A 13,920-nucleotide genomic window follows, 5' to 3' on the forward strand; every position below is an offset into this window, starting at 1 on the left:
TCATGCGCGCCCTCCTTCACCTCCTCCCGGCCCTGGTCCTGGCACCGCTCGTTCCCGGCATCGTCAACCGGGTCAAGGCCCGCGTGGCCGGCCGGGCCGGCAAGCCCGTCCTCCAGACCTATTTCGACCTGGCCAAACTCGTGCGCAAGGGCGTGGTTGTCAGCGAAACCGCCTCCTGGGTGGTCTGGGCCGGCCCCATCGTGTCGCTTTCCGCCGTGGCCTGCGGCCTGCTCCTTGTGCCCGGGCCGGGAACGCCCGCCCTCGTGGCCTTTGGCGGCGACTTCATGTTCCTGGCCTACCTGTTGGGGCTCTCGCGCCTGAGCCTGGTGTTGGCCGCCCTGGATACGGGTTCGAGCTTCGAGGGCATGGGCGCCAGCCGCGAGGCCGTCTTCTCCGCCCTGGCCGAACCGGTGCTGTTCCTGTGTTTTTTAAGCCTGGCCGCCGGCAGTTCCGGCCTTTCCCTGTCGGCCATGCTGGGCCTGCCCGTGCCCGGGCCGGTGACCGCCGAACGGCTGTTCGTGCCGGCCATCCTGTTCGTGCTGCTGCTGGTGGAAAACTGCCGCATCCCGGTGGACGACCCCAACACCCACCTGGAGCTGACCATGATCCACGAGGTCATGGTCCTCGACCACAGCGGCCCGGACCTGGCCGCCGTTGTCTACGGCGCGACGCTCAAACTGTGGATTTTCTGCGCCCTGACGGCCCTGTCCCTGACGCCGGCCTCGGGGCTGTCCCCCCTGGCCGCCTGGGGCGTGTTCGGCGGGCTCATGGTCGCCGTGGCCGTGGCCGTGGGGCTGGTGGAATCGGCCATGGCCCGGCTGCGCCTGCTGCGCGTGCCGCGACTGCTCGGCTGGGCCGGGGCGCTGGTCGCCCTGTCCCTGGTCCTTTCGGTGTGGAGGTAGCGGTGGAACTGTTCCAGTCCGTCATGGTGGCGCTTTTGTGCGTCAATCTGGCGCTGCTCGCCGTCACCCGCCTGCGCACGCTCACGCGCATCACCGCCATCCAGGGAGCGCTTTTGGCCCTGGTGCCGCTACTCTCCGCCACACCGGGCACGGCCGGCCACATGCTGCCCCTGTCCCTGGCCGTTTTAGCCATCAAGGGCATCGGCTTCCCCTGGCTCTTGGCCCGCACCCTGTCGCGCCTGGAAGTCAACCCCGTGGTCGAGCCCTACCTCGGCTTCAACCTGTCGCTTCTGGCCGGCGTGTCGGGGCTGCTGTTCTCCCTGTGGCTGGAGACGCGGCTGCCGTTTCCGCCCGGGCTTTTCCCGCCGCTGCTGTTTCCGGCCGCCCTGACCACCATTTTCACGGGGCTCACCCTGGTCGTCGCCCGGCAAAAGGCCCTGACCCAGGTCATCGGCTACCTGGCCGCCGAAAACGGCATCTTCCTGCTGGGCACGCCCCTGTCCGGCCAGGGCTCGGTCTGGCTGGAGCTTTCGGTGCTCCTCGACGTCTTCGTGGCCGTCTTCGTCATGGGCATCGCCATCCACCACATCAGCAAGACCTTCGACTCCATCGACGTGGGCCGGTTTTGCAGCCTGAGGGACTGACACTGCCATGCTGCTCGCCGCCCTTCCCCTGATCCCGCTTGCGGCCGCCCTGGCGACGCTCGCCATCCCGGCCGACGGCCCGCGCCGGCTGGTCCTTGTTGCCGCCGCCGCGCTCCACACCTGCGCCACAACCGCCACCTTCCTCTGGCCGCCCGAGCCCGCCTGGGGCGGCTTGCTGGCCCTGGACGCGCCCGGCCAGCTGTTCCTGGCCCTGGCCAGCCTGCTGTTCGCGGCCGCCGCCGTCTACGCCGCCGGCTACCTGCGCCACGAAGGCTCCGGCCCCAAGCGCGATTTCCAGGACGGCGCCGCCTTCAAAAACGCCCCGGAGCGCATCTTCACCATGTGCCTGTGCCTGTTTCTCGGCGCCATGACCGTGGTGTGCGCCACGCGCAACCTGTCCGTGCTGTGGGTGGGCATCGAGGCCACGACCCTTTCCAGCGCGCCGCTGATCTACTTCCACCGCCACCGCCGGTCCCTGGAAGCCACCTGGAAGTACCTGGTCATCTGTTCCGTGGGCATCGCCCTGGCCCTTCTGGGCAACATCCTTTTCTCCGTGGCCTTTTTCGACCCGGCCAGCCCCCTGGCTTCCATGGACCTGGCGGCCATGCTGCCCCGCGCCCCGGAGGCGGCCAAGCCCTGGCTGCGGGCGGCGTTTATTTTCGTCCTGGTCGGCTACGGCTCGAAAATGGGCCTGGCCCCCATGCACAACTGGCTGCCCGACGCCCACAGCCAGTCGCCGTCGCTGGTGTCGGCGCTTTTATCCGGCGCACTTCTCAACTGCGCCTTCCTGGGCATCCTGCGGGCCGACCAAGTCCTGGCCGCCGCCGGCCTGTCCGCCTTTGGCGGCGAGCTGCTGGTGCTGTTCGGCCTGATCTCCCTGGCCACGGCCGCCGTGTTCGTGGTCGGCCAGGGCGACTACAAGCGGCTTCTGGCCTACTCCAGCGTCGAGCACATGGGCATCCTGGCCCTGGGCGTGGGCATCGGCGGCGGCGCCGTCTTCGGGGCCATGCTCCACGCCGTCAACCATTCGCTCACCAAGGGCGCCCTGTTCCTGCTGTCCGGCAACATCCTGGCCGTCTACCACACCCGCTCCTGCCACGACGCCCGGGGCGTCTCGCGCGCCCTGCCCGTGACGGCCGCCTTGTGGCTGGCCGGCTTCCTGGCCATCTGCGGCTCGCCGCCCTTCGGCCTGTTCGTCAGCGAACTGACCATCCTCAAAGCCATGCTGGCCGGCGGCCACGGGATCGCCGCCACGCTGTTCCTCGTTTTATTGGCCGTGATCTTCGTCGGCATGTCCGTGCCGGTCCTGCGCATGGTCCAGGGGCCGCTGCCGCCGGCCGTCAAGCGGCCCGGCCCCGAGAGCCCCCTGGCCGTGCTGCCGCCCCTGGTACTGCTTGCCGCGGTGCTGGTCTTCGGCGTGTACCTGCCGGGCCCCCTGACCGCCTTTCTGGCCAAGGCGGCCCAAACCCTGGCGGTGGGAGGCTAGGCCGTGGAATTTTCCCATACCGAAGCCGTCCGCCTGGCCCGGGTCCCGACCCTGGATGTGGCCGCCTTTCGCCGCGAGGTCCTCGCCCGGGTGGCCGACGGCTGGCGCGTGCTGTGCCTGTTTTGCCTGCCGACCGGGGCCGGCGTCGGCCTGGTCGCCCTTTTCGGCCGCGACCGCGACGGCCGCCTGGCCTGCTGCCGCTCCCAGCCGACGACGCGCTACCTTTCGCTGACCCCCGAGTGCCCCCAGTGCCACTGGTTCGAGCGGGAGATCCACGAGCGCCACGGCCTCCTGCCCGAGGGCCATCCCTGGCTCAAGCCCATCCGCTTCCTCCCGCGCCCCGACGGCGGCCCGCGCCCCGAGCCGGGTGTGACGGAGTATTTCCGCGTCCAGGGCGAGGAGGTCCACGAGGTGGCCGTGGGGCCGGTCCACGCCGGCATCATCGAGCCCGGCCATTTCCGCTTCCAGTGCTTCGGCGAGGACGTCTTCCACCTGGAAATCAGCCTCGGCTACCAGCACCGGGGCATCGAGGACCTGCTTGCCGGCGGCCCGGACGTGCGCACGCCCCATTTCATGGAAACCGCCGCCGGCGATACCAGCATCGGGCACGCCTTGGCCCATGCCGCCGTCCTGGAGACCCTGACCGGCCAGTACGCCCCGCCGCGCGGCCGGGCCATCGGCCGCGTCGCCCTGGAGCTGGAACGCCTGGCCAACCACACCGGCGACATCGGCGCCCTGGCCGGCGACGTGGGCTATCTGCCCACCATGTCCTACTGCGGCCGCATCCGGGGGGATTTCCTCAACATGACGGCCATCGTGTGCGGCAACCGGTTCGGCCGGGGCCTGGTGCGGCCGGGGGGGACCTGTTTCGATTTGGACACGGGGGCTGTCCGGGTGCTGTCCGGGCGCCTGGAAGCCGGCCGGCGGGCGGCCTTCGGCGCGGCCCAGCTCCTTTTCGCCGACAGCTCCGTCCTGGCCCGCTTCGAGGGCACCGGGCGGCTGACCACGGAAACGGCCCTGGACCTCGGCCTGGTCGGCCCGCCGGCCCGGGCCTGCGGCCTGTCCCGCGACGCCAGGCGCTCCTTCCCCCAGCCCGGGGCCGGCCCCAAGGACATTCCCCTCAAGCTGCACGATTTCGGCGACGTCTATGCCAGGGCCCTGGTGCGCCGCCTGGAGATGGAAGCCTCCCTCGACTTCCTGGACGCCAGCCTGGCCGGCCTGCCCAAGGGCCCGACGCGCGTCGCCCTGCCCGAGGGCCTGCCGCCGGACAGCCTGGCCGTGGGCCTCATCGAAGGCTGGCGCGGCGAGGTCCGCCACGTGGCCGTAACCGGCCCGGACGGGCGGTTTGCCGCCTACAAGATCGTGGACCCGTCGTTCATGAACTGGTTCGGCCTGGCCGTGGCCCTGCGGGGGCAGCAGATTTCCGATTTTCCCCTGTGCAACAAGAGCTTCAACCTGTCCTACTGCGGCCACGACCTGTAGGAGCCGCCCATGCTCGACATCCTCGCCGAACGCCTGCGCCAGGGACGCCGCACCGTCGCCTTTCCCAAAAACGTCCCGGACCTGCCGCCGCGCTACCGCGGCCTGCCCGTGCTGGCCGACAATCCCTGCCTGGAAAGCTGCACGGCCTGCGCCGGCGTCTGCCCCACCGGGGCGCTCGGCGTCGACGCCGAAAGCCTTTTCATCGACCTCGGCCGCTGCATCCTGTGCGGCGCCTGCGAGCGCGACTGCCCCAAGGGCATGGTGACCTTCAGCCGGGACCACCGCCTGGCCTCCTCCAGCCGGGAGGGCCTGATCGTGCGCCCGGGCAGGCGGCCGCAGGTCACGCCCCTCGAGCCCGGCCGGCGCCGGCTTTTCGCCAAATCGCTCAAGCTTCGCGAAATTAGCGCCGCCGGCTGCAACGCCTGCGAGGCCGACACCAACGTGCTCACCACCATCGTCTTCGACCTCGGCCGCTTCGGCATCGATTTCGTGGCCTCGCCGCGCCATGCCGACGGCGTGGCCGTAACCGGCCCCGTGCCCCGCAACATGCTGGCGGCCACCATCGCCACCTTTGAGGCTGTGCCCGATCCCCGGGTGGCCATCGCCATCGGCAGTTGCGCCATCTCGGGCGGGCTGTTCGCCGCCGGCGGCGACGCCGCCCACGGCGCCACGCCCCACCTGCCGGTGGACCTGTTCATCCCGGGCTGCCCGCCGCACCCCCTGACCATCCTCGACGGCCTGCTGCGGCTTCTGGGCATCCCGACGCCCTAGGGGCCGCCCTCCAACAGCAAGCCCCCGACCGCCGGCCCCCCGGGCGACCAGCCGACCAGCCGGGCCAGCAGCACCCACAAGGCCCGGCCCTTGCGATAACAGTTGAAGCAGTGGGAATGGGCGCAGTCCCCGCAGGCCGGACAAGTGTGGGCCGCGCACCAGTCCTGGCACCACTCGCAGGCGTCGCTGCCGTCGGGGGAGGCCGTGCCGTCCGGGGCGTAGGTCTCGATGTCGGCGAAATCGAACAGGATCTTGCCCTTGGCCCGGCAGTAGTCCCGGATGGCTTCGTTGTTGACCGCCAGTGTCCCGGCCGGCCCGGAGCCGTCCAGGTGGCCGGTCATGTAGACGAAGCGGATGTGCGGATAGTCCGCCTCCAGGGCGGCCATCCGGTCCAGGTAGCCCGTTACGGCGGCGGTGTCGTACCAGGACAGCTGACCGCACCAGGACCACAGGACCACGGCCGTGTCCGGATGTTCGGCCAGGTAGTCGCGGGTGATGGTCGGCCAGTCGTCGTTGCCGAGGTCGGTCTCGTAGTGGTCGTCCAGGGTCGGCCCGGGCAGCCCTTCCGTGGCCAGCATGTCCAGGCCGGTCACGAGCTGGCTGCCGTGGGAGGTGTGGTTGTAGTAGATGGGCAGGCGAGTCCGCACGGCCCCGGGCACCCAGGCCGGCAGGGCCGTAAACGAAGCCACATCCCGATGGTCGATGACGAGGGCACTGCCCGGCGCGGCCAGCCCCAGGCTCGCGATGGTCAGGCCGAGGACGGCAAAGAGGCAACGCATGCTGGAACCTCCTTGGCGGTATGGCCGCACCGACCCGGACTATGCGGCAGGTCCGCGGTCCGACACCGCCGGCCGCCCGCCGTTGCGGCACGCCCCTTTCGTGGTTTTGCCTGTTATAAGCAAAACAGGGGCCACTGTCGATATGGGGCCGAAAATCGTCCGAACGCACCACGAATGCTGGACCGATCCCCGACCGCTCGTCTTGCGCGCCGTCCGCAAAACGGGCATTATGGCAAAAATGGATGCTTTTTCGGCGCGCCGCGTCGTGAGCGCCGCAACAAACGTCAAGGAGTCTCCATGCCCACCGCCACCAACTTCACCCTTTTCAGCGGCGGCGCCCAGGGCGCCGAAGCGCAGTTCGGGCATCAGGCCGAATTGCGCGGCGTCCAGGAAGTCAACTTCACCTTCGAAGGCCACCGCATCGAACGCACCCGCGGCATCCGCGTCCTGACCCAGGAGGAACTGGCCAAAAAGGACGTGAGCTTAAGCTACGTCTCCAAACTGCTGTCGCGCAAGTTCAGCAACGGGCCGCAGATCCGCATGGTCCTGCGCACCATCATGCACCAGGTCGACGCCGGCCTGGAGGTCTTCGTGGTCGGGGCCATCCAGGACGACGGCACGGTCAAGGGCGGCACAGGCTGGGGCGCGGAATTCGCAAAGATCTGCAACAAGCCGCTTTTCGTCTTCTGTCAGGAAAAAAACGGCTGGTTCACCTGGGAAAACGAGGCCTGGGTCGCCGTGCCCGCGCCGGCCATCACCCAGACGCATTTCACCGGTACCGGTACCCGCTTCCTGGAGGAAAACGGCAAGGCGGCCATCGCCGACCTGTTCGCCCGGTCGTTCCCGTAGGGAGAAGGGGAAAAGCCTCCGGCGGCCAGGAGGGGCTCCAGGCCCCTCCTGGGCCACCCCGCACGGGGGAAAGCCGGTTCAGGGACCGGTCCGGCCGGCCGGGAAGGCGTGATCGACGGCCTCAGGCGCGTACCCGAAAAACGGGGCGGCGCCGTCCACGGCCGTACCGAACTCCCGCAGAAAATGGGCGATGGCCCCCCGCTGCGAACGCCGCAGGGCCGGATGCGACAAGGCCTCGGAAAAGCCCAGGCAGTACATGTCGCACAGGGCGTATTCCCGCCCGGGCAAGGCCGGCATGTGCATCACCTTTCCCCCGTACCGGGAAAGCGCCCCCAGGGCCTGGCCGCCGTACAGCCGGCCGTCGGCCCCGGTGAAGCCGTCGAAAAACAGAAAATCCTCGGGCTTGCCGTAGAAGAGGTTTTTCACGGTCACGTAATCCACCCGGTCGCGAAAAACCTCCATGGCCGCCAGCACGTTGCCCGCCGAGGACTGGACGTTGGAAACCACCACGGCCACGGTGACCCGGAAGCCCTCCCGCTCGTATTCGTCAAGCAGCGCCCCCACCCCGGCCTGGCCCACCACCCGGCCCAGATCCTCCAGGCAGCCGGCCGGGAAATCGAACAGCAACGTGTCCGCGCCGAGGTCCAAGGCGTCGACCACGGTTCCCCGTTGCTCGCTGCGCCGCAGGTCGAAGACGCCCACGCCGGTCATGGGGTTTTGCGGCTGGTCAAGCTGCCCCCCGGCGTCGCGGCTTCCGTAGTACTGCACCAACTGCCCCACCGCGCCGTCGGCGTCGAAGGCCGCCACGGCCAAGCCATGCCCCTGGCGCAGATGATCGAGCAGCGCCCGGGAAAAGGTGGTCTTGCCCGATCCGCCCTTCTGGCTCAGGATGAAAATAGCCCGTTTCAACACATCCTCCTCGAAGCGGGGGTTAGCGGCCGTCAAAGGCGTCCACGACCGCGAAAAGCCGGGCGGCGTCCGTGGCGTCGTTGTAGCAATGGGGCGACAGCCGGATGCGGCCGGACCGCAGCGACACCGGCACGTGTTGCCGCATGAGGGCGGCGTAGAGCCCGGGCGCGTCGGGGTGGTCAAAGGCCAGGATGCCCGAGCGCTCTGGCCCGGCCAGGGGCGAGGCCACGGCCAGGCCACGCGCCTGCAGGCCGGCGGCCAGGCCGTCGCCGGCGGCGAAGATCCGCTCCCGCACGCTTTCCGGGCCGATGTCCTCCAGCAGCGACAACGCGGCGTCGTAGGCGGCGATGCCGGCGATGTCCTGGGTGCCGGGCTCGAAGCGGCCGGCGCCGTCGGCCAGCCGGAAGTCCGTGCCCAGGGCCTCGGCTTCCCGCATGGAGCGCCAGCCGGCCAACACCGTGTCGAGGCGCCCACCCGAGGCGGGCGAGACGTAGAAGATCCCCAGTCCCATGGGGCCAAGCTGCCATTTGTGGCAGCCGGCGGCCAGGAAATCGACGCCAAGGGCCGTCACGTCCAGGGGCAGCGCCCCCAGGCTCTGGATGGCGTCGAGGCAAAAAAGCGCCCCCGCCTCCCGGCACAGGGCGGCCAGTTCGGCCAGGGGCGCGGCCACGCCCGTGGCCCAGTCCACGGTCGAGGCCACCACCAGCCGGCAGCCGGGCACGAGCCGCCTGGCGGCGTCCAGGTCCAGCCGGCCGTCGTGCTTGGGCAGCTCCACGACCGTCACGCCGCGCCCGGCCAGGTTGTCGAAGGGAAAGCGCAAGGTGGGGAAATCCGGCCAGGTCACGGCCACCTTGTCGCCGGCGCGCCAGGGCAGGCCGGCCGCCACCAGCCCCAGGCCGTGGGAGGTGTTGCCGGTGAAGGCCACCTGCCCCGCCTCGGTGCAAAGCAGCCGGGCCGCCCGGCCCCGGGCCTGGGCCACGGTGCCCATCCAGCGGAAGTAGTCGGCCGAGGCGCGCCGGCAGCGGTCCTCGAAGATGGCCTGGCCGGCCAGGCAGGCCCGCCGGGGCATGGGCGAAACCGCCGCGTGGTTGAAAAAGGCCGTTTCGGCCACCACCGGGAACTCTTTCCGCAAGGCCTCGTGTTCCATGGCGCCTCCCGCGGGGCCGCAAACCGCGGCCGCGTGGCAACGTGGATACGGGGGAAAACCGGCCAGGGCAACCCCGCCCCGGCCGGGCAAACGGTAAAAAAAGCCGGGAAGCCGCGTGGTTCGGCTTCCCGGCCAAGGGGTGCGATTCCTGGGAAGCGGCTAGAACCGCTCGAAATCGTCGTCCTTGTCGCCGAGGTCGATGCCGACGCCGGCTTGGGCCTTGGGCGCGCCCGGGCGGGCCATGCGGGCCGCCGGGCGGCGGTGGCCGCTGGCCGGCAGGGCCTTGATGGCGCGGACATGGACGCGGCCCGTGCCGTCGACCCGGAAAAAGGCCATGGTGCTCTGGAGCTGCTCGGCCTGGCTGGACAGTTCCTCGGAAGTGGAGGCCATCTCCTCGGAGGCCGAGGCGTTTTGCTGCACCACCTGGTCGAGCTGCTGGATGGCCCGGTTGATCTGGTCGGCCCCGGAATTCTGCTCCTGGCTGGCGGCGGCGATCTCCTGCACCAGGTCGGCCGTGCGCTGGATGTCGGGTACCATCTTGGTCAGCATGGATCCGGCCCGCTCGGCCACCCGGACGCTCGACGCCGACAGCTCGGAGATCTCGGCCGCGGCCGAACCGCTGCGTTCGGCCAGTTTGCGGACCTCGGCGGCGACCACGGCGAAGCCCTTGCCGTGCTCGCCGGCCCGGGCGGCCTCGATGGCGGCGTTTAAGGCCAGCAGGTTGGTCTGCCGGGCGATCTCCTCGATGATGGAGATCTTTTCGGCGATGTTCTTCATGGCCGCCACGGCCGAGACCACGGCTTCGCCACCCTCGCGGGCGTCCTGGGCGGCCTTGACGGCGATGGCCTGGGTCTGCTGGGCGTTTTCGGCGTTCTGCTTGATGTTCGAACTCATCTCTTCCATGGACGAAGAGATTTCCTCCACGCTGGCCGCCTGTTCGGTGGCCCCCTGGGACATGCTCTGGGCCGAGGCGGACAGTTCCTCGGAACCCGAGGCCACGTTCTCCGAGGCCGACTGGACCTCGGCCACCACCTCGCGCAGCTTGCCGACCATTTCATTGAGCGAGGCGGCCAACATGCCGATCTCGTCCTTCTGGTCGATGTCGAGCAGGCGGGTGAAGTCGCCCTCGGCCATGCCCTTGGCAAAGCCCACGCCCTTGATGACCGGCCCGGTGATGGCCTTGGTCAGGAGCACGGCCACGACGATGCACAGCACCAGGGCCACGGCCAGGCCGCCGATCATGATCGACGAGGCGCTCGACAGGCTGGTCACGGCGGTGTTGGCGATGTTCTGGGTCCCGTCCAGGGCGGCCTTGGCCGTTTCCTCGGCGGCATCCTGCACGGCGTTGGCCGTCTCGATACGCTTGGCGTTGAGTTCCTGCACCGCCCTGAAATTATCCAGGAAATCCAGCAGGGCCTGACGGTATTTCTGGGCGGCCTCCTTGATGCCCGCCAACTGGCGCAGGTTGGCGTCGTTGCGCGTCTTGGACCGTAGCGACTCCAGTTCCTGCTCCAGGGAACCGAAATTCTTGATGGCCTCTTCGATGTGCCGCGGGTCGCGGAACAGCTGGCCCCGGTAGTTGCCCACCCGGATACCGGTACCGAGGTTGATGATATCCCCGATTTGGTTGACCTTCTCGGCGCGGTCCCGCAAGGCGTCGGGGCCGACGCCCTTGCCGATTTCCTCGAGAAGGGTCTTGCCCATGCTGTCCTGATAGGCTTCGCAGTTTTTCACGAAATCGGCGGCGGCCATATCCAGGCTGCGGCGCACGCCGGCCACGGCCTCCAGGCGCGAGGCCGTTTCGGTGAGGAGGCGCTCGTATTCGTTGGTCTTGGCCTGGGCCTTGCCCACGTCCTCCCGCAGCTTGACCAGAGCGGGATATTTGTCCGAATGGGCCTTGGCTTCGACCAGGGCCCGTTTGAGCTCCGTGAAATTGCGCATGCCGGCGTCGTACTGCTTCTTGTCCTCGCTGTAGCCGTAGCTGCGCATTTCGACCATGGTTTGCAAGGTGGCCCGTTCGATGCTGTTGGCAATGGCCATTTCCGGAACGTATTCCTTGGCCAGTCGCGTGGATTGCCCCTCCACGCCATGCATGCTGATCACGGCCATGCCGCCCAGGGCGCAGGCGATGACGATCAATAGTCCGAAGCCGATACTGATCTTGACCCCAAGTTTCATGTTCTTCACGGCCTGCTCCCCCCGTCTGGCGTTGCTTTTCCCGGCGCCCGGCCGGCGCGAGACGTTCTGCTCCGGGCGAATGGGCATGTTTCGCGCCCGTCATTCTAATTGGACTATTTTGCCGAGGCTTGCAATGTAAAAGCCTGCCCCGGTTGGCGCCGGATAGACCATCGGACTGTTTTCCCCTACAAATGCACCCGGGGAAGGAAGTCGTATGGCATTGTTTGACGATCTCGCCCTGGCGGTGCGCCTGGCCCGCCGGGAACTTCGTGTCGGCATCCGGGGCTTCGGCGTCTTTCTGGCCTGTCTGGCCATCGGTGTCGGCGCCGTGGCCGGGGTGGGCAGCCTGGCCGCCGCCCACCGCCAGGGGCTGGCCCGCGACGCGGCGGCGCTTCTGGGCGGCGACCTGGAAGCGGCGCTTTCCCAGCGTCCGGCCACGCCCGAGGAACTGGCCGCCCTGCGCGCCCTGGGCCCGACCTCCCACCTCGTCTCCATGCAGGTCATGGCCCGTGGGACGTCCGGGCCGGCCAAGCGGGCCCTGGCCACCTTGCGGGCCGTGGACGGCGCCTACCCGCTTTACGGGACGGTCGGCCTGACGCCGGCCGGGCCCCTGGCCGACGTCCTGGCCGTACGCGACGGACTGCCGGGAGCGGCCGCCGCACCGGAACTCCTCGCCCGCCTGGGCCTGGGCCTGGGCGAGCGCATCCGGGTGGCCGACGGGCTGTTCGAAATACGGGCCGTGCTCGGCCGCGAACCCGACGCCTCGGCCGGGCTGGCCTCCTCCCTGGGGCCGCGCCTGCTCGTTGGCGCCGACCAATTGGAGAAAACCGGCCTGGCCGGCCCCGGCAGCCTGACCCGCCACTATTACCGGGTGAAGCTGCCCGCCGGGGCCGACGCCGCCGCCCTGGCCGCGCAACTGCGCCAGGCCTTTCCCACCTCCGGCTGGCGCGTGCGCGACGCCACCGCCGCCCAGCCGGGGCTGGCCCGCTTCATGGACAGGCTCACGGCCGTGACGGGCCTAGTGGCCCTGGCCTCGCTGCTGCTCGGCGGCATCGGCGTCTCCCAGGCCGTGTCCGGCTATCTCGACGGCCGCACCGTGGCCATCGCCACCCTCAAATGCCTGGGCGCCCCCAGGCGCCTGGTCACGGCCACCTACCTGCTGGTCATCGCCGCCCTGGCGGGCCTTGGCATCGCGGCCGGCCTGGCCCTGGGCGCGGCGGCGCCGCCCCTGGCCGGGCCGCTGCTGTCGCGCTACCTGCCCGTGGCCTTTTCGCCCGGCCCCTACCCCGGCGCTCTGGCCCTGGCCGCGGCCTGCGGCGCCCTGACCACCCTGGGCTTTTCCCTGCCCCACCTGACCATGGCCGGCCGCACGCCCCCGCTGTTGCTGTTTCGCGGCTACGCCGCCCCGGGGCTGCCGCGCGCCGGGTTTGCCGCCCGGCTGCCGGGCCTGGCCTGCCTGGCCGCCCTGGCCGCCCTGGCCGTCCTCGTTTCGCCCAACCGGCGCCTGGGCATCGGCTTCGTCGTGGCGGTCATCGGCGCCACGGCGCTGCTGCGCCTGCTGTCGCGCCTGGCCGTGCTGCTGGCCAAACTTCCCGGCCGCCGCCACGGCCCGGTGGGCCTGGGGCTGCGCGCCCTGACCCGACCGGACAACCGGGTCGGGCCGGTGGTGGCCGCCTTGGGCCTGGGGCTTTCGATCCTGTGCGCCATGGCCCTGGTCGAGGCCAACTTCCGCCAGGCGGCCCGGGAGGACATCCCCCGCACCGCACCGGCCTTTTTTTTCGTGGACATCCAGCCCGACCAGCGCGACGCCTTCCTGGCCACGGCCGCGGCCGTGCCGGGCGTGACGCGCCTGGAGACCTCGCCCATGGCCAGGGGACGGATCGTGCGCGTCAAGGACGTCCCGGCCGAGGCCGTGACCGCCGACGAGGACGTCCGCTGGGCCTTGCAGGGCGACCGGGGGCTGACCTACGCCACGGACATGCCCGAGGGCACGCGCCTTATGGCCGGCGCCTGGTGGCCCCGGGACTACGCCGGGCCGCCGCTGGTCTCGGTGGAGGAGGCTGTGGCCAAGGGGCTGGGGCTGGCTGTCGGCGACACGGTCACGGTCAATGTCCTGGGCCGGGAGATCACGGCCAGGGTGGCGAGCCTGCGCCGGGTCAATTGGCTGACGCTCGGCATCAATTACGTGTTCGTCTTTTCCCCGGGCAGCCTCGACGGCGCGCCCGTGACCTTCCTGGCCACGGCCTACACCGACCCGGCCGTGCCCGGCAGCGACGAGGCGGTCTTCGCCGCCGTCACCGACCGCTTTCCCAACGTCACGGCCATCGGCATCGGCGACGCCCTAACCGAGGTCCTGGCCATCGCCGACAAGGTGGCCACGGCCGTGACCGTGGCCGCCGGGGCGACCCTGGCCGTGGGCATGCTGGTGCTCGTGCAGACCATGGCCGCCGGCCTGCGGCGCAGGCTCTACGAGGCGATCATCTGCAAGGTGTGCGGGGCGGGGCGGCACCAGGTGCTGGCCATGTTGCTGACGGAAAACGTGCTGCTGGGCGTCTTGTCCGGTCTGGCCGCCCTGGGGCTGGGCACGGCCCTGGCCATGGCCTTCGTGACCTTTTTCATGGAGTTGCCGTTCCGCTTTTTCGCGGGTCCGGCCCTTGGCGCCGTGGGGCTGGCCGCGGCCGCCACCCTGGTCCTGGGCCTGGCCGGCGTGGTGCGCGCCCTGTCGGGCCGGGCCTGGCCGTGGCTGCGCAACGAATAGACGCCGGCCGGCCTA

11 protein-coding genes are annotated in these 13,920 nt (G+C 70.1%); 7 read left to right on the forward strand and 4 right to left on the reverse strand.

All coding sequences use genetic code 11. From position 1 onward, the window contains the following. Window positions 1-2: 2 nt before the first annotated feature. The 5 genes from ACP59X_RS17825 to ACP59X_RS17845 are packed head-to-tail and all read left to right on the forward strand — an operon-like array spanning window position 3 to window position 5,285. Window positions 3-902: a respiratory chain complex I subunit 1 family protein gene (locus ACP59X_RS17825; protein ID WP_428560964.1), complete on the forward strand. Its 900-nt coding sequence runs from the start codon at window positions 3-5 to the stop codon at window positions 900-902. A 2-nt stretch (window positions 903-904) separates the two neighbouring features. Next, on the forward strand, window positions 905-1,546 hold the full coding sequence (locus tag ACP59X_RS17830) for a hydrogenase-4 component E (RefSeq protein ID WP_428560966.1): 642 nt from the start codon (window positions 905-907) through the stop codon (window positions 1,544-1,546). Window positions 1,547-1,556: 10 nt separating this feature from the next. Beyond that, on the forward strand, window positions 1,557-3,032 hold the full coding sequence (locus ACP59X_RS17835) for a proton-conducting transporter transmembrane domain-containing protein (protein ID WP_428569948.1): 1,476 nt from the start codon (window positions 1,557-1,559) through the stop codon (window positions 3,030-3,032). A gap of 3 nt (window positions 3,033-3,035) precedes the next feature. Beyond that, window positions 3,036-4,514, forward strand: a complete 1,479-nt coding sequence (locus ACP59X_RS17840) for a hydrogenase large subunit (RefSeq protein WP_428560968.1) — start codon at window positions 3,036-3,038, stop codon at window positions 4,512-4,514. Between the two features lie 9 nt (window positions 4,515-4,523). Then, the gene (locus ACP59X_RS17845) at window positions 4,524-5,285 is read left to right on the forward strand and encodes an NADH-quinone oxidoreductase subunit B family protein (protein ID WP_428560970.1); all 762 of its coding nucleotides are present in this window, start codon (window positions 4,524-4,526) and stop codon (window positions 5,283-5,285) included. Here the strand turns inward: ACP59X_RS17845 and ACP59X_RS17850 are convergent. Beyond that, on the reverse strand, window positions 5,282-6,064 hold the full coding sequence (locus ACP59X_RS17850) for a hypothetical protein (protein WP_428560972.1): 783 nt from the start codon (window positions 6,062-6,064) through the stop codon (window positions 5,282-5,284). The genes ACP59X_RS17845 and ACP59X_RS17850 overlap by 4 nt on opposite strands. A 297-nt stretch (window positions 6,065-6,361) precedes the next feature. On the opposite strand from ACP59X_RS17850, the gene ACP59X_RS17855 reads away from it, so the two are divergent. Further along, entirely contained in the window at window positions 6,362-6,913 is a 552-nt protein-coding gene (locus tag ACP59X_RS17855; protein ID WP_428560974.1) for a helix-turn-helix domain-containing protein, read from the forward strand. Window positions 6,914-6,991: 78 nt separating this feature from the next. Here the strand turns inward: ACP59X_RS17855 and ACP59X_RS17860 are convergent, their stop codons facing one another. From ACP59X_RS17860 to ACP59X_RS17870, 3 genes are all read right to left on the reverse strand, one after another. Continuing rightward, window positions 6,992-7,822, reverse strand: a complete 831-nt coding sequence (locus ACP59X_RS17860; RefSeq protein WP_428560976.1) for a nucleotide-binding protein — start codon at window positions 7,820-7,822, stop codon at window positions 6,992-6,994. A 22-nt stretch (window positions 7,823-7,844) separates the two neighbouring features. After that, window positions 7,845-8,969, reverse strand: coding sequence for an aminotransferase class V-fold PLP-dependent enzyme (locus ACP59X_RS17865; protein WP_428560978.1), 1,125 nt, complete (start codon window positions 8,967-8,969; stop codon window positions 7,845-7,847). Window positions 8,970-9,128: 159 nt separating this feature from the next. Then, window positions 9,129-11,156, reverse strand: a complete 2,028-nt coding sequence (locus ACP59X_RS17870) for a methyl-accepting chemotaxis protein (protein WP_428569952.1) — start codon at window positions 11,154-11,156, stop codon at window positions 9,129-9,131. 205 nt (window positions 11,157-11,361) lie between these two features. Between ACP59X_RS17870 and ACP59X_RS17875 the strand changes: the two genes are divergently transcribed. Then, window positions 11,362-13,905: an ABC transporter permease gene (locus tag ACP59X_RS17875; RefSeq protein WP_428560981.1), complete on the forward strand. Its 2,544-nt coding sequence runs from the start codon at window positions 11,362-11,364 to the stop codon at window positions 13,903-13,905. The last annotated feature ends 15 nt before the right edge of the window (window positions 13,906-13,920 follow it).

It is taken from the genome of Solidesulfovibrio sp. DCME (genome assembly GCF_049995385.1).
GTDB lineage: Bacteria > Desulfobacterota > Desulfovibrionia > Desulfovibrionales > Desulfovibrionaceae > Solidesulfovibrio.

What these genes read in the sequence shown, in the direction of transcription:
- ACP59X_RS17875 (WP_428560981.1), top strand. Translation starts at nt 11,362, where the DNA reads ATGGCATTGTTTGACGATCTCGCCCTGGCGGTGCGCCTGGCCCGCCGG.
- ACP59X_RS17865 (WP_428560978.1), bottom strand. Translation starts at nt 8,969, where the DNA reads ATGGAACACGAGGCCTTGCGGAAAGAGTTCCCGGTGGTGGCCGAAACG.
- ACP59X_RS17855 (WP_428560974.1), top strand. Translation starts at nt 6,362, where the DNA reads ATGCCCACCGCCACCAACTTCACCCTTTTCAGCGGCGGCGCCCAGGGC.
- ACP59X_RS17845 (WP_428560970.1), top strand. Translation starts at nt 4,524, where the DNA reads ATGCTCGACATCCTCGCCGAACGCCTGCGCCAGGGACGCCGCACCGTC.
- ACP59X_RS17825 (WP_428560964.1), top strand. Translation starts at nt 3, where the DNA reads ATGCGCGCCCTCCTTCACCTCCTCCCGGCCCTGGTCCTGGCACCGCTC.
- ACP59X_RS17850 (WP_428560972.1), bottom strand. Translation starts at nt 6,064, where the DNA reads ATGCGTTGCCTCTTTGCCGTCCTCGGCCTGACCATCGCGAGCCTGGGG.